Source organism: Enterovibrio norvegicus (assembly GCF_002876705.1).
GTDB classification, from domain to species: Bacteria; Pseudomonadota; Gammaproteobacteria; order Enterobacterales; family Vibrionaceae; genus Enterovibrio; species Enterovibrio norvegicus_B.
In genome coordinates, this window is sequence record NZ_MDAG01000090.1 from 56,640 (window position 1) to 83,263 (window position 26,624).

Consider the following 26,624-nt stretch of genomic DNA (forward strand, 5'->3'; position numbering starts at 1 on the left):
TTGATAGAGATCACTACATCGGCAAAGGGACGCCTAGATCATAACGTCAGTAAACCTCGCTGAATCCTGCATCTTCAGGTTGTTTGGGTATAGAGGTAAAGTCACATTGGCAGGGAATTGAATGACAAACTGGCCAGAACCAAGAGACATCGTAAGAACGGGAAACTTTCCGTATGTGTTTAAGATAGAAGAAGACTTCGTTTACGAATCACATTGGAAAATTGACCAACACTTTGCATCCCAGTGGCTGGAGATAACTACAAACGGAACTATCACCATCAAAGCCAATGAAACGGGATATGCGTGGGATGGGTGTACACCAAAATGGAGTGTGCTTAATCTCGTGATCATTGGAACACCGGATGGACATATTGATTATCGCACCATGAAACCTTTTTGCTTTTATGCATCCTTGGTTCATGACGCGCTCTATCAATATTTGGATTCAGTGCCTGTGTCTAAAAAAGACATCGATCTGCTGTTTTTGGAGATGTTGGGAGATTTTAAACTTCGCAAATTCTACTACTTCTTTGTGAAACATTTTGGTGGGCGAGGTGTTGTTCAACGTGGCTTTTGAGGCTTCAAACGCTTTTGGTAGAAAATTTTATCGATGCCCCGTAATGGGTAATCGCTGTATCTGCCTGTTTGTCGAAAACCTAGGTTTTCGTAGAAAGTAGGGGCTTGAAACGAATAGGTGTCGATGAACAAATTCATAATGTCTCCTTTTTTCGCTTCAGCTTCCACGCGTTCGATGAGTTGGCGACCAAAACCTTGCCTTCTCATGTTCTCATCTAACCAAAGATAGCGAATGTGCATGGAGGTAAAAAATTGCTGGCCTGTCAGTCCGCCAACGATGTGATTTTCTTCATCATAAATAAACAGCCCGAAGCTGTTTTCATTCGGCGTAGGAAAGTGCTCCCGATTAAAACCCACTAATCCTTCATAGATGGTTGATACAGCATCCTTTGATGGTGCCAATGTGAAAGTGAAGTCCAATTTTTCCCCCTCGAGCGGTTTCGATCCTTATGTGTCAGCAATGCGTGGCGTTTTTCTTTTTATATGCGCCATATTTTCTAAGTGATTGGTGACTAAGTGTGAATCAGTGCATTTGCACTAAATTGAGTTTACGAATCGCGTACTAAATAGCTCACTAAATTCATAGGAACACACTCTGTGTATTGAAAAAGAATCATGTTCTTATTTATGGGATAAGGCGGGGTTTTAGGGTAAATGAGTAATAAACACATCCGACCACATAATTATTCAGTGAGCAAAATAGAACGGTCGTGCTATAACTTGATGCAGTCGTATGGGTAGTTGAAATAATGAACAAGAAAAAGCAAACGCGTGAACAGATTCTGATGGTCGGTTTTGAGATGGCAAGCCTTGAAGGGCTTGAAAGCTTAACGATCGGCGAACTTGCAAAGCGGGTTGGCATGTCGAAAAGTGGATTGTTTGCGCATTTTAACTCCCGAACAAATTTACAAGCGGCTGTGGTTTCTTATGCAGGTGAGCGTTTTACAGAGCGTGTGATTGCGCCTTGTCGAGACGCTTCGCATGTTAGCTATGAAGCTAAGCTACGTCAGATGCTGGACAATTGGCTCACCTGGAACAGCTCCTTTCAGGGAAGCTGCATGTTTTTGGATGCGTTGCGCGACAGCCATGCCGACGATGATCCGATGCAAATGATGTTAGAAGTGATCACTAAGCGTTGGTTAGGCTATCTCAATATTCAATTTGAAAAGGGTATTGAGTCCAAAGAGTTTCGCGCTGATCTCGATTGCTGGCAGACCGTTTACGAACTGTACGGTTTGTATTTGAGTAGCCATTTATTTCGAACCCTGTCTCTTGAAACACAGGGTGCACAAAAGTTTTGGAAGGGCATAGACGACCTTTTTGCTCGGATTCGATATACCGCAGATTGATCGTCGTGATGGACTGAAAAGTGCGCATTGATGCGTTTACGTCCAATAAGAATCGGCGTTTGCGTTTAATCGAAAATAGCACGGTCGTTCGATAAAAAAGGGAAAATCAATGAGTAGCAAAATCTACTTCGGACAGAAAAAGGGTTTTAGCTTCCGCCGCAGTGCGCTGAGCGTTGCAACGCGTTTTCATCACAGCGTTGCGCCTAAACATGCACTCAAAACGGCGCGTCGCTTGTTTCTTACCCCAGCAAAAATGAAAGACATCAATCCAAGACCTGAGGGCATGGTGGTTGAGGCCATTGAAACCCAAGAAGGTAAAATGATGTCTTATCAACTCGGTTCAGGCCCAACGTGGGTTCTGACCCATGGTTGGTCAGGGTCTGCTAACCAGTTTTTTCCTTTGATGGAACATATCGCCGCTGCGGGCTATACCGCACTCGCGTATGATCACCCGGCTCACGGCAAAAGCGAAGGTAAGGAAGGCAGCATTCCTGCGTTTCTCTTTGCACTGGATGGCATCTTAAACCTACAAACACAGATCGAAGGTGTGATTGCGCACTCGATGGGCGGAGCAACCTTGCTGGAAAGTGAGCATCCTTGTTTGCAGCATAAACCGATTATTTTGGTCGCACCCGTGCTGAAGTATTGGGAAAACTTGTTTGGTACGGTTGAAGCATCAGGTTATTCCATGAAGTTGTTTCGAGAAGTCATTGACGACGTTGGCCGTCAGTACAATTTCACTGTGGAAAAGATTGATCCGTTTGCCCGGCTGAAAAACCGTGGTGCACCTGTGGTGATTGTTCACGATAAAGGGGATCGCTTTGCACCGTTTGCTGTGTCCGAAGAAGCCAATGGTTTTGACCATGTCTCGCTCGTTGCTACTGAAGGGTTAGGACATGGTCGCGTGTTAAAAAGCGATCCGCTTAAAGAAGCCTTCAATGCGCTGATCAATCGCTAGCAATGCACAACGTCGCTCGCTGAAAACGTCAGTGAGTGAGAGTTATCAAGGAAGATAGACCTTACAAGGAAAGACAATGATTACACCTATCTACGCCGCGTTATTGGCACTGCTGTTTCTTTATCTCTCATTTCGTACCATTGGCGTGCGTCGCGCATTAAAGGTGGGGATTGGCGATGGGGGAGATAAGGCACTATCTCGCGCCATGCGTGTTCACGCCAACTTTGCAGAATATGTTCCGTTTATCCTGCTATTACTGCTGATGTTAGAGCTTCAACTGGCGGGCAGTGCATCATTGATGTTGCATGTGCTTGGTCTGGCGTTGGTTGTTGGGCGCTGCGCTCACGCGTATGGCGTGAGCCAACCAGAAGAAGTGCTTTACTTTCGAAAAGTGGGGATGGTGCTGACCTTCTTGGTGCTATTGATTACGTCGCTTTGGAACCTTGCTCTTGCCGTGTTTTAAGACTGAAAATAGTGAGTGTGTAGCGTTAGTTGCACAATATATGAATGTGATATGCTCCGCGCGTATTTATTGAAGTTAGGTAGGGGAATCCTTTGAAGAAAATCGCTGTTTTTGCCGATGTACAAAACGTGTATTACACCACTCGGCAGGCGTATGGTCGTCAATTCAACTACCGAGGTTTGTGGAAAAAGCTGGAAGGCATGGGTGAGGTCGTTTCGGCGACTGCGTATGCGATCCGTCGCGATGATGATCAACAAATCAAGTTCCAAGATGCACTGCGTCATATTGGGTTTGATGTGAAGCTTAAGCCTTATATTCAACGCAGCGACGGCAGCACAAAAGGTGATTGGGATGTTGGTATTGCGATCGATGTTCTCGATGCCGCACCTTATGTCGACATGGTTGTGCTTCTATCTGGTGACGGTGATTTCGACTTGTTGATGGAAAAAGTGAAGACAGGTTATGGCAAGGAATCTGTGGTGTTTGGTGTTCCAATGCTGACAGCCAATTCCTTAGTAAACAGCGTTGACCGCTTTATTCCTATCGAAGAAGACATGTTGCTCTAGCGTCACTACGTTGAGTGCCTGTGTGACATAAAAAAGAGCCCGAAGGCTCTTTTTTATTATGTGCTGAAGGCGGTCTATTTACCGGCAATGTTCAGTCGCGCAAAGCGAATCAATGGCGAGAAGAAATGGCCGTCATAGTTCGGGACTACCGTGTTTCCAACGGCATCGATTTCTTTAATCATGGTGTAGAAATTACCTGCAACGGTAATACCACGAACGGGTTTGAGGCGTTTACCATCACGACAAAGGAAACCGCTCGCGCCGAAAGAGAATTCACCGCTGATCGCGTCAGCACCTGAATGCACACCTTGAAGCTCTACAAGCTCGAGGTATTCACCCGCCGTGACTTCTGCTTCACTGCTTTTCCCTGCTCCAATCACATCATGACGCGAAGTGACACTTAGCGTGCCTTTTGCAGAACGCCCAGCATTCGCTGTAGGTGTTACGCCAAAGTGTGCTGCTGTGGCGGAGTTATGAAGCAAGCCGACGAGTTTGCCGTCTTCAATCAACGAGGTGTCACCCGTGGCAAAGCCTTCACCATCCCATGCTTTGATAGCATGACCACCAGGCATATACGCCACGTCTTTGAACGTAAGCAGAGGACTGGCGACTTGCTCACCCACTTTTTCACGCCAAGGGTTGATGCCACGCTTAGCGGACTCCCCAGAGAAGCAACTACCAAACGCGCCAAGCACTTCATTCAAGGCATCTTGTTCGAAGATCACCGAATACTGACCTGTAGCGATAGGTTCACCTTCAAGCAAGGCTTCAGCCATGTTGTAGGCATCTCTAATCACGCGATCGGCTTCTAGACCATCAAAGGTACGTGCGACGGACGCAGCCACGTGCATGGCTTGTTTGTCGTTGTGATCAATCAATGCTGCCGTGTAACAACTCAGGGTGCGCTCTTGGTGCGAGCAACGTGTGCCTAGCGTGTTGCCTAACAACAGAATAGAGCTGCTTTCGCTATAGCCATTGTAAGGCGCAGATTTCGCCAGTGGTTTTTCGCGGATTTGACGTTCAAGCGACAGGGCCAGTTCAATCTTTTGCTCTGGTGTGGCGTTGTCTTGTTGGTAGATTTCAGGCTGTTCGGTTCGCAGTGTTAAACCTTCGGCGCGAATTTTCTGAAACGCGTCTTTCTTGGTGTAGCTCGCGTTCGTTAGCGCTTGATTTACCATTTGAGCGAGGCTTTCTGGCTCTAAAGATTCAGAATAGCTAATGGCGACGTGCTCATCTTTAATCACACGTACACCAATCACTTGGCTCGCTGTTACCTTATATTCCGACAATTCACCTTGGTCAGATTTCAAGCTGAAACTTTCGCTGCTTGAGGCAATAACATCTGCCGTTGCACCTTGTTTGGTAGCAAGATCTAGGACTTGCTCAAGGGCATTTTCTAGGTTGTTCAATTCACTCATTAGCTGCCACCTCCCACAAGAATGTTATCGACCTTAAGCGCTGCTTGACCCACGGTTGTTGGGACAGAACCACTCACTGAGCCACACATACCCGCAGCCAATGCAAAGTCTTTGCCGACCATACTGATTTCTTTCAGTACTTTAGGACCTGTGCTGATCAGCGTTGCCGATTTCAGAGGCGTGGTAACTTTGCCATTTTCAATCAAATAAGCTTCTTGCACCGCGAAGTTGAATTCGCCAGTACCTGGCTGCACAGAACCACCGCCCATTTTCTTCGCGTAAATACCGCGTTCAATGCCAGCGATCATGTCATCAAATTCGGCATCGCCAGCTTCGATGTAGGTGTTACGCATGCGTGAGGTCGGTGCATATTTGTAGGATTCACGACGACCCGAGCCGGTACGTTCGTAGCCCGTTTTCAAACCGCCCATGTGGTCAACCATGAAACCCGTCAGCTTACCGTCTTTAATAAGCTGCGTATGCTGGGTTTCCATGCCTTCATCATCAATGTTAATGGAGCCCCACTCGTTGGTTAGGAGGCCGTTATCCACTGCATTAACAACAGGGTTGGCGATCATCTCACCCATCTTGTCGTGGAAGACGGAGGCTTTTTTCGCCACCGACGTGGTTTCTAGCAGATGACCACACGCTTCGTGGAAGATAACGCCACCGAAGCCATTACCGATAACAACCGGCATTTCGCCCGAAGGACAGGCGCTCGCACCCAACTTAATCAGTGCTTGTTTTGCGGCCATCTCACCGAGTGCTTCAGGATCGACGCTGGAATTAAACTCCCAACCCGACAACATGCCTGGTGCTTCATACCCTGTTGATTGCTCAGAGCCTAGGGTTGCAACCACAGACGAGGCAATACGCGTGTAGTGACGGGTATCCTGAATGTGTAAGCCGGTGGAGTTGAAAATTTCAATGTGCTGTTCGCGTTGTGCAATGCGGCCAATCACCTGAGAAATTTTGTCGCTTTCTGCTCGCGCTTTTGCATCGACACGTTTTAAAAAGGCAATCTTTTCTTCAACGCGGTTATCGACGGAAAACGGCATAGTCGCTGGGTGACGATCGGCATTCATGATCAGATTCAATGCACCTGCATTGGCGATTTGGTCGCGTTTATCTTTTGCGCAGAGCAGGGTAGTGACGCGTTTTAGTTTTTCTTCATCCTGACTGTTGGTGTAGCCATAAAGCACTTTATGACCAAAAAACAGGCGGATACCAATCCCAAAATCAATGCCAGAGTTCACTTTGTCGACGTCACCCGACAGCACTTCTACGCTGCCTGAATGGTGACGCTCTACAAAGAGCTCCGCAAAGTCGGCACCAAGAAACAGTGCATGATCAATCACCGCTTTGGCAGTGTTCGGATTTAACATTCCTTCCTCCTTTATATACCCAAGTATTTTTACAGGGCTTGGGTATCCAGAATTGGCTCTTTTTTTAGCCTTAACACTTTCAGAGTATCAGGTCGGTAAACGAGCACCAATAATCTTTACCTTTTAGTGATATAGGATTAAACAATCGATGCTTTTTTGGTGGTTTTATGACCAAAAATCACAGGTGTATTAGAGTGAGTGACAGCATTTACATGCATTAGATGATGGATAGGTATTGATGTAAGTACGTGTCAGTGGACGTCGTTCACCTTTGCTCATTTGTTCAGAGTTATTCATATAGAATCAGACCACAAAAATCGCTTTTATCCCCTCAACAGCCTGATACACTTCTGCCATCCCGCAATTTTGATAGCGCGCTCAGACGCGTACTCGGTACATGGATATAAACAATGGCTCAAAAACTGACGAAACAAGTCCCTACCAACATCATCACTGGCTTTCTGGGTGTTGGGAAAACCACGGCGATTTTAAACCTCCTCAAACAAAAACCTGCAGATGAAAACTGGGCTGTATTGGTGAATGAGTTTGGAGAAGTTGGCGTTGATGGCGCGTTTCTCAGTGAGCAAGGTGCGCTGGTTAAAGAAGTACCGGGCGGCTGCATGTGCTGTGTGGCTGGCCTACCCATGGCTATCGGCATTAATGCCCTGTTGGCGCAAAACCCTGACCGCCTATTGATTGAACCTACAGGGCTCGGTCATCCAAAAGACATCATCGGCAAATTACTTTCTGAGCATTACGAAAACTACATTGCGCTGAATGCGACGATTACCTTGGTGGATCCACGTAATTTTGCTGACGAGAAATACACGACAAACCAGAACTTCCAAGATCAGCTCGCCTTGGCCGATGTGGTTGTGGCGAACAAAATCGACATGTGCACCGAGCAAGATCGCGCGGCATTTGATGACTACGTACGTGCGTCTGAGATTCCAAAACTGGCATTAGGGTACGTGGAGCAAGGTCAACTTGATCCTGCTTGGTTGATGCTGCCGCGTGCTAACCGTGATGCGCAATTTGGTCACCATCACTCGCACGACGATGATGAAATGCCAGCCTTTGAACTTGAGCCGGGAGAGACATTCCGACGCAAAGAAAACAAAGGGCAGGGGTATGTCAGTTGTGGCTGGATTTTCGAACCAACGACCGTTTTCCCGTTTGATGCCTTGTACGGGCTGTTTGCAAATTTAAACGCTGAACGCGTTAAAGCGGTCATGAAAACGGACGATGGAATGTTTGCCTTCAATGTCGTTAACCAAATGGTCACGGTCAATCCAGTGAGTCTTGACGGTGTCGAATCACGTGTTGAAGTGATTGATAAAAACCCATTACCGTGGGATGAACTCGAAGATATTCTGCTTTCCTTCATCGTATAGACTTTCTTGCCCCAAATACCCATTTGGGGCATTCACGCTGACGTGGAGAACACTCGGATGTTGCCAGAAATTCAACGTAAGATAGCGACGTATCCAGATGACGTAAGAGCACATTTTTCTGCCGTGGAAGCGTTGATCTATGAGGTGGCTGAATCCCTAGACAAGTCAGTCGAAGAGAGTGTGAAGTGGGGGGAAGCAAGTTACCTCGTGAAAGGTGGGACAGCTATCCGTATCGATTGGAAAACGCGTTCTCCTGAATCACTGTGTTTGTTCTTTAATTGCAAAACATTACTTATCGACACCTTTAGAGAGGTGTTGCCTGATGCCTTTGAATATCAAGGTAACCGAGAGTTACGTTTCCCTGTCCATTCCCCCCTTCCTGTTGAACCGCTTCGCATTTGTATTGCTGCAGCGATGTGCTATCAAACACGTAAACATGACCCTTTACTCGGTTTATAAAATAGAGCCGCAATTATTACATTGAATGCCTAATAAAGTGTGCATTGCGGCATGTTTATGGGCATTTTTTTTGCGCCGTTCCGTCAGGTTCTGAATAATCCAAATCATAATAATTATGACGATCGGCTCGAAAAGGTTTTCAATGCTTACTCGCTTTAGCTATGCCTATGGAAGTACGCTTTACGTACAAATTTGGAATGACAGACTGCGTATTCTTGATGGAAAAACAGGAAATACGTTCGATGAATCGCCACTGGTTGCTTGGCACGCAGACAAGCCGTGGCGCAAACGCTTTGCTGGTTTCGGCGATGAGGTAAAGACGCTGGATGAAAACCACATTATCAAGAACCCGTTTGACCATCCCCGCAGCTTGATTGCCGATATTGAGACTGGTTCGGTGTTACTGCGCTGTGCCATGACAAGTTTGATTCAGCGAAATTTCTTCACCAGCCGAATTCAAGTGATTTTACACCCCATGACATGCGTAGAAGGGGGCTTAACATCGGTTGAGCAGAAAGCCTTTAAAACCATGGCGCATGACGCGGGTGTGAGTGATGTATTTCTCTATTGGGGAGAGCCGCTTGAAGCCCATCAACTCACCGTTGATGGACTGTCGACACCGCAATTGCAGCAAGGGTGATTACGCAGGGAGAATATTGTTTCTCACCAATCCACGGCGGACATTCGTACAGAGCTTGCCGAAACGTCGAATTTCATCGAAGTTAGGATCGACGCCGCGATTCATGGCGGATTCCCAGTAAGACAATTCGCTGTCTACGAGCTCCAGAAGCTTTTTGGGGCATCCGATACAAGAATTGTCTGGGCCGCAGACAAAGGTATCTGATTCGTACAAGGGTAATTCCTGCTTTACCTGCTCAATGATGAGTCTCATTGCATCCATGCGAGTCGGTTTTTTGGCCATGGTTCTACCTCGCTCACAAGAAGGCGCTGATTCTATGCCTGCCCCTCAAAAATGTCGATAGGGTCGCAAAATAGGGCACTGTTCCTGCTGTGGCGTTATGTGAACGCTTTGTCTCAAATGCCTTCTTACCGTGAACCGTGATGCTGGCCACTATCGGTCATCACATAAAATCTACTGTCGGGTGACGGTTTCAACTGCCCTGGTTGTTTTGTATGGTGGTGTACAGGATGAGGTTCTGTCTGTGCTACAGCTGAATGTGTTTGTTGAGTGAACAGCCTCAATGCAGGAAAAGGAGAGTTAACATGGCAGAGAAAGCATTCCCCTACAAAGGACAATGCCTGTGTGGGCAGATTACATATGAAGTGGCGGTGATTGAGCCTGCAATGGGACACTGCCACTGCAGTATGTGCCGTAAATTTCATGGCGCAGCGTTTGCGACCTTGGGAGAGGCAAAAGCCGAGAATTTTAGGTTCACGACGGGTAAAGATAAGTTAAAAACCTATCAAGCTGAAAATGGTACAAAACGTACCTTCTGCGAGGATTGCGGTTCGAGTTTATTGTTTGAAGCATCCAACAGCGACGGTAGCTTGGTTGAGTTTTCGCTAGGCACGCTGGATAGCGACATTGCGTTGAAACCTGACGCGCACATCTTCACCCAGTATCAAGCGCAATGGTATGACATTACGGATGATTTGCCCATTTTCCCAGAAGGGCGAAATAGCTAATTCTTTACGCCTATGACCACAAGACTTGAGGATAAGGCTTAAAACGAAAAAAGGCAGCGTGAGCTGCCTTTTTGGTTTTGTTGAATCGGTTTACGCGTAGCTTGCCGTGAGGGTCTGCCAGTTGCGTTTTTGCTGATGAAATTCAGATTTCAGAATTTGAAGTTGTTGAACCAAAATTGCGGCTTCATATTTCTTCAAAAGGTTCTTCTTTTTCATATCAATCAAACGCTTTTTCGCTTCGTAATAATCACTCATGCGAGCAACGAGCGCTTCATATTCTTGTTCGATGATTTGTACGCGGTATGAACCGTTCGGGCTAACACTCAAACGTGCTTGAATGTTCTTCAACAGCATGGTGGCGCGTGCTTTTTCAATGCGGTCCGGCGGTGTGACGCGAAGTTTCTTTGTAAGCCCCAGCCAGCTGCCTGATTTGATTAACCATTTTGTCGGGTCGAATTGCCACCAGTAGATGCCATTGCGGTAATCATTTTCAAAGATGTGGTGGAAGTTGTGGTAACCCTCACCAAAGGTCAAAAATGCTAGGAATCCGTTGTCACGCGCAGAGTTCTTCTCTGTGTATGGACGTGTTCCCCAGATGTGCGCCAACGAATTGATAAAAAAGGTGCAGTGGTGGTTGAGTACAAGGCGTGTAAAGCCAATCAATATGATGGCACCCCAGAGATCACCGTGGAGAAGACCAAAGACAATGGGCACACCGAAGTTCATGATGAACACCAGTGGTAGGTAATATTTATGCTGCCACATAACGATTTTATCTTTCTGTAAATCGCGACAGTTTGAGTAATCAGAATAGCGGTGCTGCTGATATTCACGCAACATCCAGCCGATGTGAGAATACCAGAAGCCACGACCCGCTGAATAAGGGTCTACATCGTTATCATCAACGTGACGGTGATGCACGCGGTGGTCTGAAGACCAATGAAGAATGCTGTTTTGAAGTGCGTATGCCCCGCCAAGGGCGAAGATAAACTTGAGGGCAGGGTGGGCTTCGTAGGTTTTGTGCGACCAGAGACGATGGTAACCCGCGGTAATGGACATTCCACTAAAGGTGAACCCGATGAGTAACATGGCAATTTGTGCCCAATCGAATCCGTGATACCAAGCCCATACTGGTGTGCCAATAGCGGCAACTGAGAACGTGACAACAAACACCGAAAGGTTCAACCAAATGATTGGCGGTTTTTCTTTTTGATTTGATTCCATTTTAAATATCAAAATTCCAGCGTACACATGTACGCTAGAATAGTGCCCGCTGAGAGGGGGGTCAAGATGGCTGTTAACAATTTGTCTCAATTTCGCAGAGAATTGTGACCACGCGATAAGCCACAAATAAAAGAGTGAAATGAATCACGCCCATTTCACTCCTTTTCGATTCATCCAAGTCAACTAACGTAAGGCTATTTGTCCATTTTCATACGTTAGTCCATTTTCTATGTCGTCTTTTATTAACGCGGCGCCATCCAAATCAACCAATACGGCATGGGCTGCAATAGGAAGGCCTGCGCGCATCGCGATAGAGCTGCCTAACATGCAACCGACCATGATCTGCATGCCGTTCTCTCGGGCTGTACGCTCTAATTCAAACGCCCCCGTTAATCCGCCTGTTTTATCGAGCTTGATGTTTACCATCTGATATTTGCCGATCAGATTGGTCACATCATCCGCGGTATGACAGCTTTCATCCGCACACAGGGGAATGGGGCTGTTGATGCCTTTGAGCGCTTCATCCTCTCCCGCAGGAAGAGGCTGCTCAATCATTGCAATGTTCAGTGGAGCAATGTGTTTGATGGTTTCAGGAATGTCTAACGATCCCCAAGCTTCATTGGCATCGACAATGAGAATGGCATCTGGTGCTTCGGTTCGCACCGCTTGTAGGCGTTCAAATACAAGATCAGCATTCAGCTTCACTTTGATCAGCGTGGCGCCTTGAGTAATGTATTGGCGCGTTTCTTCGGCCATTTCTTGTGGCGATGCGATCGAGACCGTCATTGCTGTGGTGATGGCCGCTGGCAAATCGAAGTTTGCTGGAAAAGTAGGTTCTTCGAGTTGCCATAATGCGCAATCTAACGCGTTACGCGCTGCTCCGGGGGGCAGAAGGTGCATTAATGTTGCGCGATCAAAATCAGTGCCTTGAAGCGATTCAATTTGTTCCATTACGCTGTCGAAGCTTTCACCGTATCGACCTGTCGGAGAGCATTCTCCGATACCGACGCTGCCGTTTTTCTCGACAGTGACTTGCAGTACCTCCGCTTCGGTGCGTGAGCCTCGAGAAATCGTAAAGGCGCGCTTTAACTGGTAGGTAACAACATTGGCAGTAATGTTCATGCATTCTCCTCAAAAACAGTGACGAGGTGATCGACAATGTTTTCCACACCGAATCTTACCGGATCGGTCGCCGGCAGCTTAAACGCATCACTCACTTCTTTAAGATAGTTGATGGCATCTTCTTCGTTCAGTGACGATGTGTTGATGGCGACGCCTACAAAGCGTGGGTTTGGATTGGTCAATGTGCCCAAACGCAGTGCCAGTGACATGATGTCTTCCATTTTCGGCATAGGTACATGTGGCATGTGGCGAATGTGGTCACGGTTTACTTCATGACAAAGTACAAGTGCATCTGGTTGCGCGCCATGCAGCAAGCCCATGGTGACACCTGAGAAAGCGGGATTAAGTAGCGAACCTTGTCCTTCGATCAATTGCCAATGATCAGGGGCACAATCTGGAGAAATAGACTCTACCGCACCTGCGATGAAGTCAGAGATGACAGCGTCAACCGCAATGCCGCTGCCTTCAATCAAAATACCGGTTTGGCCTGTTGCGCAGAACGAGGTAGACAGATCGCGCGCTTTCATGGCTTTTTCAAGCGCAAGGGTGGTAAACATCTTGCCGACAGAACAATCGGTACCGATGGTCAACAGGCGCTTTCCAGAGCGCTTAACACCAGACCCAACATCGAGTTTTTGCGTTGAGTGACGTAAATCGAACAGTTCAACACCGGCTTTTTCCGCGGCATCGACAATCGCAGGGACATCGGTTAAGCGCTGGTGTAAACCAGATGCCACATGCATGCCTTTCTCAATGGCCGATACAATTAAAGGGATCCAGCTCTCTGCCAACACACCGCCCGCATTGGCTGTGCCTAATACAAAGGTTTTCGCGCCATGCGCTATCGCCGCGTCGATGTCCATGTCAGGCAGCCCGAGTGACGGCACATCCTCATTGAGGCGCATTTGGCCGATACATTTCTCAGGACGCCAGTAGTGGATGCCGCGCGCTGTTTTTATTGCCAATGGATCTTTGTTATCGCCAAGCATAAGCATGTAAGGGGCTGGAATGTTCATGGGTCTCCTTTATACCTCTATCAATACTGTCGTCGATGTGGCGAAGAGCGGTAGCGCTTGTTGGGGCACGATCAACGAAGTGAATGTCTGTTTCTAGTGTGATGCTCTTACTATAGGTTTCTATGCGGCTCGCGATAAATGCCGTTTTCGAGAGGGTAATGCGTAAACGGTATGGAAAATGGACGATTACGTGATCAGTAGCAAATCATTGCCCTGATAAAATGCAACTCCATCGATATACTGATGATGATTGAAGCGCAATGAGGCCCTCAGAGCGTCCACTTCATCGTTAAATTCCTGTGAAATAGAATGACTATTCCTACAAGAATTTGCCTTGAATTGAACACTCTGATGGCCTCTGACATCGAGCATCTTCAAGTTGTTTGGGTATACACAAGGACAAGTGAGAATGAACCTAGAGAGCAAATGGCTAGAAGATTTTCTCGCGCTGGCGGAAACGCGAAATTTTTCTGCGGCCGCAGTGCGTCGAAATGTCACTCAGCCCGCGTTCAGCCGTCGTATTCGCATGTTGGAGAGGAGTGTGGGCGCTGAACTTGTTGATCGCGGCCAAACGCCCATTGCTTTGACCGAAAGTGGACGGGTGTTCCGTGTAACAGCGCGAACCTTGATGAATCAGATTGCGGAAAGTGTCGGCCAAATTTCTGCTCTGAATAATTCCGACGGACGGATTGTACGATTAGCGTCTGCCCATTCGCTCGCGCTGAACTTGACATTCGCAATTCAAACTGAGCTATCAACACAGGTAGAAATGCCCATGCTGAGCGTGGAAGCCATGAATGTTGATGAAGCGGTTGATGCGCTCAAAGAGGGCGAGTGCGACATCTTGTTTGCTTTCGATAATGAGCACATGAAGCTTCCACCTTTCGAACATATTCCTGTTGGTGTGGCGGAACTTCTTCCTGTTTGCAGTAAACATGAAGACGGTACGCCACGTTTTTCCCTCACTCGAAAAACGGTGTTGATGAATGACGACGAAGCACTTCCCACGCCTTGGCTTGCCTATAGCCCAACCTCTTACATGGGGCGACAAACAGAATCAGTACGCCATGAGGTGAACATTGAACCTGTGTTTCTTTCGTCCATGGTCGATATGCTTAAAGCGCAAGCATTGCTGGGTAATGGCGTGGCATGGCTGCCAGATTTTTCGGTGCAAAAAGAATTGGAAGAAGGTGCATTGGTGGTAATTGGTGAACCTTATTTGATTCGTGATGTTGCTTACTTCGCATACAGATATCAGGCAAGGTTGCATCCCTCGGGAGAAAAAGTGTGGAAGGCACTTAAAAGTTTATCGAATGCAGAAACGTGACATTTCTAATGTAACTCATGTGCTTAACGCTACGTTGAGAAGAAAGTCGGGGCTGATTGCAATATCTCGTGAAGGAAACTGCTATATTTTTTGAACGTGCTGCCGATACATACCGTGTCGATAGATAGCCATCCTTAATTGCTTTTCGACACCACGTTTTCCTACTCCGATTTGTTTGACGCTGGGGGTGTCATGCTAGTAAAAGAACCCATCCCGAATTTCGTCAAAGCCATGGGGCATCGCGTCGTCGCGTACATTTTGAACGTGACCGAATCTGAAGCGCGTCAGGTTCTGCAGAATCAATATCGATTGTCTGCAAAGCAACAAGATACGTTTATTTCTTATGTCCAATTGTGTCGCCAAATGCGCGCAGTGGCCTTATCACAGGGTGATATTGAGCAATCCTTTTTTCACCGAATTCCGCATGTGTTGCAGAACGGCCAACACATTTTTTCCGTTTGGCGAAACCAGAATGATGGGTTTCAGCCGAGCGTAAGTATCAGTGATCCACTCGCTAAGAGCTTGGCGGCCGTGGCCACTGAGCTATACCCGTTGTTTCTTGTTAAAGCGGGGACAAAGCCGCACCTTTTCTATCGCGCATCTGGCTATTTGAGCGCAGCGATTGCTCAGTTACCGGGTCACAAAGCGCTTTATCGCCACATTCTTGAAGATCCCTCTTTCGAACGTGTTTTTGAAACCATCAGCAATGAACCGAGCGAAACGCTGGGGCACTATGTTGATTCAAAGGGCAAGCGAGGTGTGATCACGCTGTCTTCATTGCCGTCTGCCATTTTGCTCAACAGTTATGATTTGATGCGTATCCGTGGACCGATGTCAGACAGTACATTCGTCGAAACTGTGCTCGAGTTGCTTGAGATCGCACGCAGTGTGGCCGACGGTGAAGTGGCGCAGATCCCGTTGTTCGTTGGGTTTAGAAACGCAGCGTTGGTGGATTTGGATGAGCTTGATACCAAATGGGGAACGATTCGTCGTTATACACCCTCAATTGCGGAATACACGTTGCATTTGCCAAGCCTGATGGCAAAGCGCAAAGACAGTGGCTTCATGCTCGAATCGGGCTATGCCTACGCCATTAACAGCGGCGATCTGCTTGAAGATGATGATTGGCCTGATGATGTGCTAGAAGCTGATAACGAAAAAGTGTCAACAGAACTCAACATCACTTTGTGTTTGGCCATGTGTTTTTTAAATGACTCGCCACCGTTTGTCGCGCCTGAGTGGGTGTGGCATGTTGATCCTTTCTCCTTGGAAGGGGCGAAGGAAAACGTTGATACCGTTAAAGAAGCAGACGAACCCGTTCAAATTACGACCAGAATTTTGGATGATGTTGAAAACTGGAGCTTGTTGCTTGAAGACACGGATTCAACAGGTATCCGATTAGCGTTTAGTCGTCTCTTTAGCGCAGCACGCCAACCATCACGTCTCGATGGATTGCTGGATGCGATGGTCGCACTGCGCAATATATTTGGTGCGGGCAGTAACGCAGATGACGTGCCAAAAGCGGTTGAAGCATTAGTATCAGGCGATGCTGATGAAGCTGCACAACTTGCCCTTGAATTGGCCGAGGATTGGAACCAGATATTGCAAGGTGATGCGTGGTGGGATGCGGAAGAAGTTCGCGAGAAAACCATGTTGTGTATTTCCCTGTGCCTTACGTGTTTGCACCATCTGTATTTGAAAATGCCAACACTGGTGAGCGACCCCGATCGATTGGCGAAAATTGTCAGCAAAACCAAGGACAATATCGCCTGCTAGATTCCATGATACTTCAATAGCCTTTGAGTTATGTATCACGTATTTTGACCACTTTTTTGACCGTTCACTTCTCCTCTTATGTTCTAATTGGCTTTACCAATCTAATGATGCTGCGGGTTTCTGTGGGTTCAGATAGCTTGGTATTGTTATTTAGGGACTAAAAACAGAACAATAAGAGGGGCAAGTGTGAGCGTTAAAATTAATCAAATTAATGTCTATCCCGTAAAATCTATTGGCGGCACGTCACTCAGCAATGCTTGGGTTGAAAAGATAGGGTTGAGTTTCGATCGACGTTTTATGGTGGCAGACAGTACGGGCAAGTTTATTACGGGTCGTACACATCCCATTCTGGCAAAAGTCACGGCATCCCTACAAGCCAACGGTATTACCCTCACACATCCCACCATGTCGCCGTTAGTTCTGAAATACGCGCAATTTTCTCTGACTGAAGTTAACACCAATGTTTTCAAAGATGAGTTTGCCGGTTACGCGACAACAGCCACTGCTAACGCCTGGTTCAGCCATTTGCTCAGCGGGCAAATGCAGCTGTTGTTCACGGGCGAAACATCGTCGCCACGTTTTGGCAAAAAGGCGAATGTGAACGTGAGCTTTGCTGATGGATTCCCATTGTTGCTCATTTCAGAAGCATCGTTGGCCGCGTTAAATGCGCGCTCGCCTGATCTTCACTCTATGGATCAGTTCCGTACCAACTTGGTGGCAACGGGCTGTGACGCTTTTGAGGAAGACCGTTGGGCGAAAATCCGTATTGGCACGGTGGAGTTCAGTGTGGATTGCCCGTGTAGCCGCTGCGTGTTCACGACGTTAGATCTTGAGAGTGGGCGATTCCGACCGAATGGTGAGCCGATCACCACCTTGTCGAAATTTCGCACTGACAAAGGCGGCAATGTGAATTTCGGCATGAACTTGATCGCCTTGAATGAAGGCATGATTCAAGCGGGTGACGACATCGAGGTGTTGGCATACCGTGATGTTGAAGAATACGAAGATCTTACTATTCCCAAGTTAGAGCTTGTGTGTACGGAAACCGAAGCGGTTTCCCGTGATTTCCAAACTTTCTGGTTCGAGCGCACAGAGGGGCCGCTGCCAACGTACAAAGCAGGACAACACCTTCCGATCGAGCTCGATATAGACGGCAAACGCATCCAGCGCCGCTACACCTTGTCATCGACACCAACCCGTCCTGAGCGTTTATCCCTTTCAGTGAAGCGCATCGACGGTGGTTTGGTATCGAACTGGCTGCATGACAATGTCACGCAGGGCAGCCGCATTGTCGCTCAACAGCCGGATGGACAATTCCACCTGAGTGACCAAGCCTACAAGCGTAACACCTTGTTGCTGCTTTCTGGCGGCAGCGGCGTGACCCCAATGATGTCCATGCTAAGAGCGTTAGCGGATGCGAATGAAATTAAAGACGTTGTGTTCTTGCATCAATGCAGTAGCGAAGTGGACATTCCGTTTGCAGACGAACTTAACGCCCTTGCCGAGCAGCATAAAGGCCTTACGGTGATGACCTTACTGAGTCAACCGTCAGAACAATGGTCTGGCATGGCGGGCAGATTGGACCAAACGCATTTGGCGCTTGTGCCAAAACTCGCTCAACGAGACGTGTTTGTTTGTGGTCCGCAAGGCTTTATGGAGTCAGCCATGAACGTGCTTGATACCTTGGGTGTGCCTGAGTCACAACGTCACCAAGAGTTCTTCAGCACACCCGGTACTTCAAGTGATGATGTTGCCGCTGAGGTGAACATTACCATCGAAGGTGAATTCATCCGTGGGGATAATCAGCGTCCTATTCTGGTTCAAGCGGAAGAGGCAGGAATTCCGCTGGAATACAGCTGTCGTGCCGGTGTGTGTGGCTGCTGCAAGATGCGTTTACTTGATGGCGAAGTGGATCAACCTGATATGCCAGCACTCTATCCAGGTGAAAAAGAAGAAGGCTTGGTGTTGACGTGTTGTTGTGTGCCCAAAGGCGATGTGACGCTGGCGAGCCTCTAAGGCCAACAAAACCTAAGCAAAGCACCGAAAAATAACGTATTTTTTCGATAAGCTAACATTTAAGGCTGCCGCATGAGGTATCATTGCGGCAGCTTTTTTATGGGATGAATATTAATGACGAGCGTCAAAACAAAGAACGCAGCACTACTTTTACTCGGTGCTGCCGCCGGTGGAATACTTGCCAGTGCTGTGTGGTTTGATCAGGTGGTTGAATTAGAAAAACAATATGTGGCACTAAACAGTGATCACACCACACTGGCAAAAGGCATCGAGGCGAAAGAGCTCGCGTTGTCAGTGAGCGCATCTCAGCACGAGAAAACCCAGAGCAATGTTGAAAAGCTGGTGGTTCAATTGCAGGAAAAAGACAAAGAATTGGCAGAGCTCGAACACAAAATTACGATGAAAAGCCGTCAGTCTCAATCTCAAAATAGCGAGCAAACCGAAAAGCTATTGCAAAGTGAAAAAGCACTTGAGGCCCTGCGCACCCGTCTTCAAAACACTGACCGTCTGTATGCTGAGCGATTTCGTTTGACGAAAGCCGTGAACGAATTGAATGAGAACATTTTAAAAGCGAGCCACAAGGCAGAAGCAAGCCAAAAAGCCTGTGATGAGTTTAAAAAAGGCAATTCGTGGAATCGCGTCTCTCAAGATGACTGTGATACGTACGCCAAGATGAAGAAAACAGCCGATGACATGATTGAAGAGTTCGATGTGATTAGCGGTCAGCTTGACAGCGTTAATCGCCAGTTATCGGCGTTTGGGAATTTGCCATTGGTGAGCAAAAACGCCACAAATGAAAAAGCCGATAAAGCGGGTGCTAAGCTCGTGATTTCAAACTGAGATTAGCGCTTTCATTTTTTCATATTCAAGTAAATGCACTTGGCTTGGCGATAAACTGCGTAACTCGCACTATGCTTATGAATAAATGCCGTATCAATAAGACAGATGCATGATAAATGCGTTATATTTCGCAGGCTTGTTTCTGAATTTTCATAAGATGCATACAGCATCGACAATAATCGGATAGTGGGAGTAAACACGTTGACGACCCGAATATTGATCACTGATGACTCTGCATTAGCGCGAAAGCAACTTGCGCGTTCTCTTCCTGAACACCTGAATGCCGATGTCACCTTTGCTGAAAATGGCAAAATTGCCATCGAAGCCCTGCAATCTCAACCCTTTGATTTAATGTTCCTTGACCTCACGATGCCAGAAATGGACGGATTCCAAACCTTGGAAGCCATGCGTGATCAGAACATCAAGGTTCCTGTTTTTGTGGTGTCAGGTGATATCCAGCCAAAAGCCCAACAACGTGTGTTAGCGCTAGGTGCGCAAGCCTTCGTTAAAAAGCCCGTTTCTCAAGCTGAATTGATTGAGATGCTTGAACCGTATAAAGACGTAGAAAGAGTGCAATCCGTTCCGCAGCCCGCCGCGCCAATGCAAGCTATATCCACACCTGCGAGTGTGAAAATCGGCCGACGTGAAATGTACATGGAAGTGGTGAATGTGGCGATGGGACGCGCAGCCGATTCGTTAGCGCGCTATTTTGATGTGTTCGTTCATATGCCGCTCCCTCAAGTGAATGTGTTTGAGGTGAGTGAGCTCGACATGACTATTCGCCACCTTGCTGCGAACGACAATATGTCGGGCATTTGCCAAGGTTTTAGTGGTGAAGGGTTAGCCGGCGAAGCCTTAATGTTGATTTCCGATTCCTCGATGAAGGATCTGCTCGGAATTTTGGACTATCCCGACGACGGCTCCATCGACAACGATCTTGAAGTGCTCGTGGATGTCAGCAATGTGCTTATCAGTGCGTTCTTAGCCGGCATTGGGGAACAAGCGGGGTTGGTGTTTGCTCAAAGCTATCCTGTGATTCTTGGCCAGCACATGGATGTTGGTAGCTTGGTTGATAATATGAGCGGCTCGTGGAAGCGTACAGTGACAATAGAAGTGAGCTACGCCATCGACGACACCAACATTAAGTGTGATCTTTTGTTGTTGCTGGTGGATGAATCCTTGCCATTGCTTGATGCGAAACTGGCTTACTTGATGGACGATGAGGATTAACCATGATTGACTCACCAGAATTTGAACAGTTCAACTGGATGGTCGATATGGTGCAAAATATCGACATGGGGTTGATCGTCGTAGACCGCGATTTCACTGTGCACATGTGGAATGGATTTATGGTTCACCACACGGGTAAACACCCAAATAAAGTGCAGGGGAAATCGTTGTTTGAGGTCTTTCCTGAAATCTCTGAAGCATGGTTCCGCGCAAAATGCAGACCCGTGTTCGAGCTTAAATGCCGCAGTTTCGTGTTGTGGAAGCAGCGTCCGTATCTGTTTCGCTGCCGCAATGTTCGTCCTATTACGGGACGAGCGAAATTTATGTACCAAAACGTGACGTTGAACCCAATGGTCAACTTACGGGGCGAAGTGCAGCACATGTTTATCTCAGTGGCGGATGTGACTGGGGAAGCGTTGGCGCATGATTAAGCACCGCTGATACCAAACCTTTTGTGTTCTTCGCGCTATATTGCCTGCAAAACGAAAAAGCCGATCTCAATAGGATCGGCTTTTTGTTTGCCTAGGGCTAGATGTTAGAAACTAGACATTCGGACGGCCACAGTTTGGAGCTTTTCTGTTCGTGGCGGGCAACGCATTGATGGCATCTTGAAGGTCATCAATACGGGTGTCATGTGAAGGGTGGGTGGAAAGAATCTCTGGCGGTGCGCCTTCAGAGGCTTTCGCCATGTTTTTCCATAATTGAACGCTTTGGTTCGGATCGAACCCCGCTTCGTTCATCAACTGCACACCGATCAAATCGGATTCAGATTCATGTGCTCGGCTAAACGGTAGCAGTACACCAACATTCACACCAAGGCCAAGCCCTTGCATGATCAAGTCTGAATTCGCCGTGCCGCTCGCTCCCAGCGCAATGCTGGTAATTTGCAGCGCACCGTTTGCTGCCATTGAGCTAGAGACACGTTCACTGCCGTGGCTTGCCATCACATGACCTATTTCGTGCCCAATGACAGACGCTAATTGATCTTGTGTCTGCGCGACTTTTAACAATCCTGTGTACACGCCGATCTTTCCGCCCGGTAAAGCGAATGCATTGACTTGCGGACTATCAAACACCACCACTTCCCATTTTTCAAAATCGGGCTGAGGTGGTGTGACCTTCAAAATGGCATCGGTCACACACTGCACATATTGGATCGTTTTCGTATCTTTGCTGATTTTCTCGTTTGATTTGAGCTCAGAAAACGAAGATGCGCCCAGTTGCGCCATTTCAGCACCCGACACGAGAATGAACTGGTTTCTGCCCGTCGGAGAGGTGGAGCAACCCACTAAAAATGCGAGCAATGCGGTGGCGACCGTTGTTTTTAACGCCTTGAATTTCATCTTTCCATTCCCTTGTTTCGCCTTGGGTACATTTTAATCACTCTGCTTGTAGGGGCAAGCGGCATTAGCCGCAGAAAGCAGGTTGGGTATGTTTCATTTTACGTTTTATCACGACTGAGTATTTTCTGTTTTTTGAGTCTCAAGCACCTACAAACCATAGCCGAATCATTGAGAACGGCGGATAATGCCAACGATAATGATGCAAACAAATCTATCAGGAGCTCGGTTTGTCTATTTGGAAAAAAGCCATTTCTCTCGACGGTCTCAATGCAACGTCTAAAAACACCTTGGTTGAGCACCTTGGTATTCAATACACCCATTTTGACGACAATAGCTTAACGGGCACCATGCCTGTCGACTCACGTACACATCAGCCGCTGGGCATGTTGCATGGTGGCGCTTCTGTCGTACTTGCAGAAACACTGGGCTCACTGGCAGCGAATATGTGCGTGGAAGAAAACAAGTACTGTGTCGGTCTAGATATCAATGCGAACCATATTCGTGCAATGCGTTCGGGGTTTGTCACCGGCGTAGCGACGCCGACGCATTTGGGTGCAACGACTCAGGTGTGGCAAATCGAAATCAGCGATGAGCGTGGCCGTCTCGTGTGTACAAGTCGCTTGACCATGGCTGTTCTGCAACATAAAGGGAAATAAGCGTGGTTATCTCAATTCCTGGCGGAAAAGTGGTGGCGACCATGCACGAGGTTATGGTGAAACTCCAAGAGAATCGAATTACGCTGCAAGCGCATACGGATGACATCAGTCTATTGGGTGCGCCTTGTATGCTGATTGCCAATGGTGGCACGGTGAATTGGAGTCTTTCTTTGGGTTCAAAAGAGAACGTGCAAGCAGTGAGCGATGCAACAGGCATTGCCATTAAAGGCTAGTTGTTACCTCTTTTCTTGAACCCATGTATTTGTAAACATGAACCTAAACATAGCGCTTAGGTCTTTTTTGTGGGTTCAAGGAGAAAAAATGACCATATTCAAAACATGCACAGCCGCTTTATTGCTTACCTGGTCGCCATTTTTGTTGGCAGGTAAGGCTGATGTTGTTGATGCAACGCTTTCACCATCGGGTGACAGCTACCGCGTTTCTGCAACGGTGAAGCATGCTGATGAAGGTTGGGATCATTATGCCGATGCATGGCGTGTCGTCACCGCCGACGGCACCGTACTTGGAACACGAGAATTGGCGCATCCTCATGTTAACGAGCAACCCTTTACGCGCAGCTTGTCAGGCGTTGTTATCCCTAGTGGGATTCAAGAGGTGTATATCGAAGCCAGAGACAGCGTGCATGGTTGGGGTGGTAAGCGAGTAACACTGCCCGTCAAATAGTGTCAGTGTGAAGATATTGATAAAGAGCGATGTAGACGCCATCAAACTCGATATTTTAGCGAGTGCTGAGAGACTGTCGGTATAGGCATAAAGACCTCAGCGCAATTGAAAAAGCCACCGATCTTGGTGGCTTTGTCTATTTTCATTCCGGGTCAGCGGCTGTTGCCATTTACTCAGTATTCGACATTCACTTCATAACTGGTGAATTTGCGAATATTGATGACGCCAGTATCGAAAATCAAGTATTGCCCTTTGATGCCTTCCAGTACGCCAGATACCACGGGCTCTTTATCAAAATTGTGGGAGACGATTTTGGTAGGGTGTTGAGTGACAGGGTAACTAATAGTGACGATGTCATGGAATATTGGATCAATCGCATCGAAGCCATACTGAATGCGAAGGCTATACAGTTTGGCATCAATCAAAGGCAGTAAGCGTCTCGCTTCCGCTTTCAAATCTAAAGGCTCGTTATCGCCTTTGAGTAGGGCGCGCCAATTGGTTTTGTCTGCCACAAACTCTGCAAGGGCAATTTCTACTAACCCTGATAGGTGACGATTCTTCACTTTAATGATCGGAAGCGCTTGCGTCGCCCCCTGATCTATCCAGCGCGTCGGAATCTGGCTCGCGCGGGTGATGCCCACTTTCAACCCTGATGTGTTAGACAGATAAACGATGTGGTCTGTCATACAGAATTGCTCACCCCATTCAGGCTCTCTGCAGGTGCCTTCTGCGAAGTGACACGTTTCAGGCTTCATAATGCACATGTCGCACCGCGCAAGTTTCCTCATGCAGGTGAAGCAATGTCCTTGGCTAAAACTTTTATTGGTTTTATTGCCACAAGCATCGCAATAGATGTTGCCAGTGTGCGTCAGGGTGAGTGACTTACCGATAAGGGGTGTTAGCTCAACCTGATTTTCGCCGACGAGAAGAGTGTAACGCACAGTGTCTTCAAGTGCGCTTTTCATTTTGCTCAAAGTACCAGTAATCATGGTTTTATTATTGTTGTCCTTTACGTGGGAGCAGTTTACCAGAAACGGTCAAAAATTTTAGGTGATCAAAACAGCAAACGACATCATTGAGACGTCAGCAAAAAGTAAGGGTGTAAACGAAGTGCGGGCGTTAGACGAGAAGAGAATGTCAGCGCGAAGATAAGAGGAAATAAAAACCGATGAAACGAGGGCTCATTTCACCGGCCTAGACATTCATGTGTTTGAACACGTGCCGTTAACGCAAAGTCTTAGCGTTTCACAATACCGCTGTTCAAATCGATATAAAGAGACAGCGACACAATCAACACATTCTTCTCAATGTCTTCATTGATATCGTCGATCACAAACAAATCAGCATCAGAGTCTGCAGTGTTGTTTTCGGCGAGTTGGATAATGTCTTGTTGGATATCACCATAAACCGTCAGTTCTTCGACTTTTTCATAGTGTCCGTAATCTAGTAACGCTGCAGGAGCAAGTTCGGGTTTCGCCATCGCAGAAGTAGAGGCGACAAGGGTGGCGGCAAGCAGGGGCAAAGTAAAAAAACGCATTTGGATGGTCCATCATTCTTAGTATTGGCAAAATTTTGCCATACCAAATTTTCTATATGTCAGTGGTGAGTCAGAATCGCTTTATTGTGCGGTAAAAAAAGTGACTTTTATGGAATAGCTGTGAATTGTTTGGGGTAACTCACATTTCTACAAGGATCGGACAATGATCCGTGAGTCTATAGGTCGCGACAGCATGGTATGAATACTGATACTGCTTCGTTTTAGGTGGGATTTCGACATCGATAGCACCTGGGCTAGCAATGATATGGTCGATCAGTTTTCTATAGACAACATGCTCCCAACGTTTGGTGCGATAGTTATACTTACGGGCTTTACACTTACTTTTCGTATTCTGTGTCAGATTTACGACGTTCTCTTCGCCCACCTCTTTGATGAGCGCCTTCCAAACCCACTCGTTTTTATCGTTTAAGTAATGGTTGAAATCCCCCGCAACCACAAACTCTTCATTCAGTTTTGTGCGTGTGTTTATCCAAACGGACAACGCTTCAATTTGTCGGTCGAGTTTCTTGCAACTGTTGTTACGACGGACAGGGGTTTCAAAGCAGCCAGATTTTAAGTGAATAGAAAGTAAATGAAGGGAAGGTTTGCCTTCTCGTTCTACTTCTATGTAGGCGCCATAGCGTAAATTACCATCAGAGAGGAAAGTAGGCAGACCAAGTGGTTTGTAGTCGGGATGATCAATCACTGAGATCCCTTTTCTTACTGCCCAACCTGTAAACTGACCACTGCCTCGGCTGTGCTTAAATCGCGCCTTTCTATCAGACAAATAGATGTCGTATTCGTTTATATCGAGCACTTTCGCGAGTACGTCTTCAGAATCGACTTCTTGGAAGGCAATTAGGTCAGGATTAATCACGGCAGACACGGTTTTCAACATCAAGTAATCGTCTTTGGTGCGCTTACTTTGAATCATGTCATTTTTGTCGGATAACCACTCCATATTCCACGTAGCAATGGAGAGAGAGGCGTGGGCGGAGTGCATGAAAAAGAGTGATAACAAAGCGAAAGGGAGTATGAGTATGTGACGCCATACAGGTGTGTTTGCAGCTTGCCGGGAGCTGGCAATAGAAAACGGGAAGACGCTGTTCTTTACGCAGCTTCTGTCTGTGACGCTAAAACGCATAAAAGTCGTGTTTCTCTCTTTATTATCTTTTCGTTTCGTTGAGAGCGAACCACAGCTTCTCAATTGCGTTGACTTTAAGCAACCCCAAGTAAATCGACGACTGACGCTGAATCCTGCGTATCGAGGTTGTCTGTTATATTGGGCGATAGTAGTGCATACAGTATACGATGTTTTTTCAAACTGACATTTTTGCGTTATACGTATCACTTTTTTACAGGCTTTTCTCAAATATTGAAGCTTATCCGCACTAATCGAATAGATAAAAAACGCATCCTATTTGGCCATGATCTAAATCAATGAATTTGTCCCTTCGTGATCGTCTAATGCACCACATATTGTAGCTGTCACTATCAACTTGCCCATATTTGGTATTTGTTGACGGGTTGGACACTAACGTGATACGCACCAAGTTCTCATGAAATTAGCAGAAAAAATGCTGTTAATTAGGGTGCTTTTGTGTGTATCGCCATGACACCACAGTGATCGAGTGATTT

Annotated in this window: 29 protein-coding genes; 18 read left to right on the top strand and 11 right to left on the bottom strand. The window is 47.1% G+C overall.

Annotated features, from left to right (window positions below):
• The first annotated feature begins 121 nt into the window (after positions 1–121).
• Positions 122–577 carry a hypothetical protein gene (locus BCT27_RS25000; protein ID WP_102319409.1) on the top strand — a complete coding sequence of 152 codons (456 nt, stop codon included), beginning with the start codon at positions 122–124 and terminating at the stop codon, positions 575–577.
• On the opposite strand, the gene BCT27_RS25005 is transcribed toward BCT27_RS25000, so the two are convergent.
• Positions 562–996, bottom strand: a complete 435-nt coding sequence (locus BCT27_RS25005) for a GNAT family N-acetyltransferase (protein ID WP_102319410.1) — start codon at positions 994–996, stop codon at positions 562–564. The two genes, BCT27_RS25000 and BCT27_RS25005, sit on opposite strands and share 16 nt — an antisense overlap.
• Before the next feature lie 329 nt (positions 997–1,325).
• Here BCT27_RS25005 and BCT27_RS25010 point away from each other — a divergent pair, with 329 nt between their 5' ends.
• From BCT27_RS25010 to BCT27_RS25025, 4 genes are all read left to right on the top strand, one after another.
• A complete protein-coding gene (locus tag BCT27_RS25010) occupies positions 1,326–1,925 on the top strand; it encodes a TetR/AcrR family transcriptional regulator (protein WP_102319411.1) in 600 nt (199 codons plus the stop codon).
• 109 nt (positions 1,926–2,034) lie between these two features.
• Positions 2,035–2,883, top strand: coding sequence for an alpha/beta hydrolase (locus BCT27_RS25015; protein WP_102397125.1), 849 nt, complete (start codon positions 2,035–2,037; stop codon positions 2,881–2,883).
• Positions 2,884–2,959: 76 nt separating this feature from the next.
• Entirely contained in the window at positions 2,960–3,346 is a 387-nt protein-coding gene (locus tag BCT27_RS25020) for an MAPEG family protein (protein WP_102319413.1), read from the top strand.
• 92 nt (positions 3,347–3,438) lie between these two features.
• The gene (locus tag BCT27_RS25025) at positions 3,439–3,912 is read left to right on the top strand and encodes an NYN domain-containing protein (RefSeq protein WP_017010730.1); all 474 of its coding nucleotides are present in this window, start codon (positions 3,439–3,441) and stop codon (positions 3,910–3,912) included.
• Between the two features lie 74 nt (positions 3,913–3,986).
• On the opposite strand, the gene BCT27_RS25030 is transcribed toward BCT27_RS25025, so the two are convergent.
• Complete coding sequence (locus tag BCT27_RS25030) at positions 3,987–5,330, bottom strand: TldD/PmbA family protein (protein ID WP_102390425.1); 1,344 nt, start codon at positions 5,328–5,330, stop codon at positions 3,987–3,989.
• The gene (locus BCT27_RS25035; RefSeq protein ID WP_102397126.1) at positions 5,330–6,715 is read right to left on the bottom strand and encodes a TldD/PmbA family protein; all 1,386 of its coding nucleotides are present in this window, start codon (positions 6,713–6,715) and stop codon (positions 5,330–5,332) included. The genes BCT27_RS25030 and BCT27_RS25035 overlap by 1 nt, the downstream gene beginning before the upstream one ends.
• Positions 6,716–7,125: 410 nt before the next feature.
• On the opposite strand from BCT27_RS25035, the gene BCT27_RS25040 reads away from it, so the two are divergent.
• The 3 genes from BCT27_RS25040 (at position 7,126) to BCT27_RS25050 (ending at position 9,208) form a co-directional block, all read left to right on the top strand.
• Positions 7,126–8,109, top strand: coding sequence for a CobW family GTP-binding protein (locus BCT27_RS25040; RefSeq protein ID WP_102397127.1), 984 nt, complete (start codon positions 7,126–7,128; stop codon positions 8,107–8,109).
• A 57-nt stretch (positions 8,110–8,166) separates the two neighbouring features.
• Positions 8,167–8,568 carry a DUF1801 domain-containing protein gene (locus tag BCT27_RS25045; RefSeq protein WP_102319418.1) on the top strand — a complete coding sequence of 134 codons (402 nt, stop codon included), beginning with the start codon at positions 8,167–8,169 and terminating at the stop codon, positions 8,566–8,568.
• Positions 8,569–8,710: 142 nt separating this feature from the next.
• A complete protein-coding gene (locus BCT27_RS25050) occupies positions 8,711–9,208 on the top strand; it encodes a hypothetical protein (protein WP_102397128.1) in 498 nt (165 codons plus the stop codon).
• On the opposite strand, the gene BCT27_RS25055 is transcribed toward BCT27_RS25050, so the two are convergent.
• Positions 9,209–9,490 carry a hypothetical protein gene (locus tag BCT27_RS25055; protein WP_102319420.1) on the bottom strand — a complete coding sequence of 94 codons (282 nt, stop codon included), beginning with the start codon at positions 9,488–9,490 and terminating at the stop codon, positions 9,209–9,211.
• Between the two features lie 302 nt (positions 9,491–9,792).
• Between BCT27_RS25055 and BCT27_RS25060 the strand changes: the two genes are divergently transcribed.
• Entirely contained in the window at positions 9,793–10,215 is a 423-nt protein-coding gene (locus BCT27_RS25060; protein ID WP_102397129.1) for a GFA family protein, read from the top strand.
• Positions 10,216–10,305: 90 nt separating this feature from the next.
• On the opposite strand, the gene BCT27_RS25065 is transcribed toward BCT27_RS25060, so the two are convergent.
• From BCT27_RS25065 to dgcN, 3 genes are all read right to left on the bottom strand, one after another.
• On the bottom strand, positions 10,306–11,439 hold the full coding sequence (locus BCT27_RS25065) for an acyl-CoA desaturase (RefSeq protein ID WP_017015660.1): 1,134 nt from the start codon (positions 11,437–11,439) through the stop codon (positions 10,306–10,308).
• A 183-nt stretch (positions 11,440–11,622) separates the two neighbouring features.
• A complete protein-coding gene (locus BCT27_RS25070; protein ID WP_102397130.1) occupies positions 11,623–12,561 on the bottom strand; it encodes an enolase C-terminal domain-like protein in 939 nt (312 codons plus the stop codon).
• The gene (gene dgcN / locus BCT27_RS25075) at positions 12,558–13,577 is read right to left on the bottom strand and encodes an N-acetyltransferase DgcN (protein ID WP_102397131.1); all 1,020 of its coding nucleotides are present in this window, start codon (positions 13,575–13,577) and stop codon (positions 12,558–12,560) included. Before dgcN ends, BCT27_RS25070 begins: the two co-directional genes overlap by 4 nt.
• Before the next feature lie 409 nt (positions 13,578–13,986).
• Between dgcN and BCT27_RS25080 the strand changes: the two genes are divergently transcribed.
• The 6 genes from BCT27_RS25080 (at position 13,987) to BCT27_RS25105 (ending at position 21,197) form a co-directional block, all read left to right on the top strand.
• A complete protein-coding gene (locus BCT27_RS25080) occupies positions 13,987–14,904 on the top strand; it encodes a LysR substrate-binding domain-containing protein (protein ID WP_102397132.1) in 918 nt (305 codons plus the stop codon).
• A 192-nt stretch (positions 14,905–15,096) separates the two neighbouring features.
• A complete protein-coding gene (locus BCT27_RS25085) occupies positions 15,097–16,680 on the top strand; it encodes a hypothetical protein (protein WP_102319465.1) in 1,584 nt (527 codons plus the stop codon).
• 186 nt (positions 16,681–16,866) lie between these two features.
• Positions 16,867–18,696, top strand: a complete 1,830-nt coding sequence (locus BCT27_RS25090) for a hybrid-cluster NAD(P)-dependent oxidoreductase (RefSeq protein ID WP_102397133.1) — start codon at positions 16,867–16,869, stop codon at positions 18,694–18,696.
• A gap of 114 nt (positions 18,697–18,810) precedes the next feature.
• The gene (locus BCT27_RS25095; protein WP_102397134.1) at positions 18,811–19,536 is read left to right on the top strand and encodes a hypothetical protein; all 726 of its coding nucleotides are present in this window, start codon (positions 18,811–18,813) and stop codon (positions 19,534–19,536) included.
• 201 nt (positions 19,537–19,737) lie between these two features.
• Positions 19,738–20,766: a response regulator gene (locus BCT27_RS25100; protein ID WP_198597630.1), complete on the top strand. Its 1,029-nt coding sequence runs from the start codon at positions 19,738–19,740 to the stop codon at positions 20,764–20,766.
• A gap of 2 nt (positions 20,767–20,768) precedes the next feature.
• Positions 20,769–21,197, top strand: a complete 429-nt coding sequence (locus BCT27_RS25105; protein ID WP_017010751.1) for a PAS domain-containing protein — start codon at positions 20,769–20,771, stop codon at positions 21,195–21,197.
• 111 nt (positions 21,198–21,308) lie between these two features.
• Here BCT27_RS25105 and BCT27_RS25110 read toward each other — a convergent pair whose 3' ends face one another.
• Positions 21,309–22,109, bottom strand: a complete 801-nt coding sequence (locus BCT27_RS25110; protein ID WP_017010752.1) for a M48 family metallopeptidase — start codon at positions 22,107–22,109, stop codon at positions 21,309–21,311.
• A gap of 227 nt (positions 22,110–22,336) precedes the next feature.
• Between BCT27_RS25110 and BCT27_RS25115 the strand changes: the two genes are divergently transcribed.
• The 3 genes from BCT27_RS25115 (at position 22,337) to BCT27_RS25125 (ending at position 23,449) form a co-directional block, all read left to right on the top strand.
• Complete coding sequence (locus BCT27_RS25115) at positions 22,337–22,765, top strand: hotdog fold thioesterase (RefSeq protein WP_102397136.1); 429 nt, start codon at positions 22,337–22,339, stop codon at positions 22,763–22,765.
• 2 nt (positions 22,766–22,767) lie between these two features.
• The gene (locus BCT27_RS25120; RefSeq protein WP_102397137.1) at positions 22,768–22,998 is read left to right on the top strand and encodes a DUF3389 family protein; all 231 of its coding nucleotides are present in this window, start codon (positions 22,768–22,770) and stop codon (positions 22,996–22,998) included.
• A gap of 88 nt (positions 22,999–23,086) precedes the next feature.
• Positions 23,087–23,449, top strand: coding sequence for a hypothetical protein (locus BCT27_RS25125; RefSeq protein ID WP_102397138.1), 363 nt, complete (start codon positions 23,087–23,089; stop codon positions 23,447–23,449).
• A gap of 173 nt (positions 23,450–23,622) precedes the next feature.
• Here the strand turns inward: BCT27_RS25125 and BCT27_RS25130 are convergent, their stop codons facing one another.
• From BCT27_RS25130 to BCT27_RS25140, 3 genes are all read right to left on the bottom strand, one after another.
• Entirely contained in the window at positions 23,623–24,438 is an 816-nt protein-coding gene (locus BCT27_RS25130) for a DUF2797 domain-containing protein (protein WP_017010756.1), read from the bottom strand.
• Between the two features lie 248 nt (positions 24,439–24,686).
• Positions 24,687–24,986: a hypothetical protein gene (locus BCT27_RS25135; protein ID WP_102319432.1), complete on the bottom strand. Its 300-nt coding sequence runs from the start codon at positions 24,984–24,986 to the stop codon at positions 24,687–24,689.
• A 139-nt stretch (positions 24,987–25,125) separates the two neighbouring features.
• Positions 25,126–25,947, bottom strand: coding sequence for an endonuclease/exonuclease/phosphatase family protein (locus BCT27_RS25140; RefSeq protein ID WP_102319433.1), 822 nt, complete (start codon positions 25,945–25,947; stop codon positions 25,126–25,128).
• Positions 25,948–26,624: the final 677 nt, after the last annotated feature.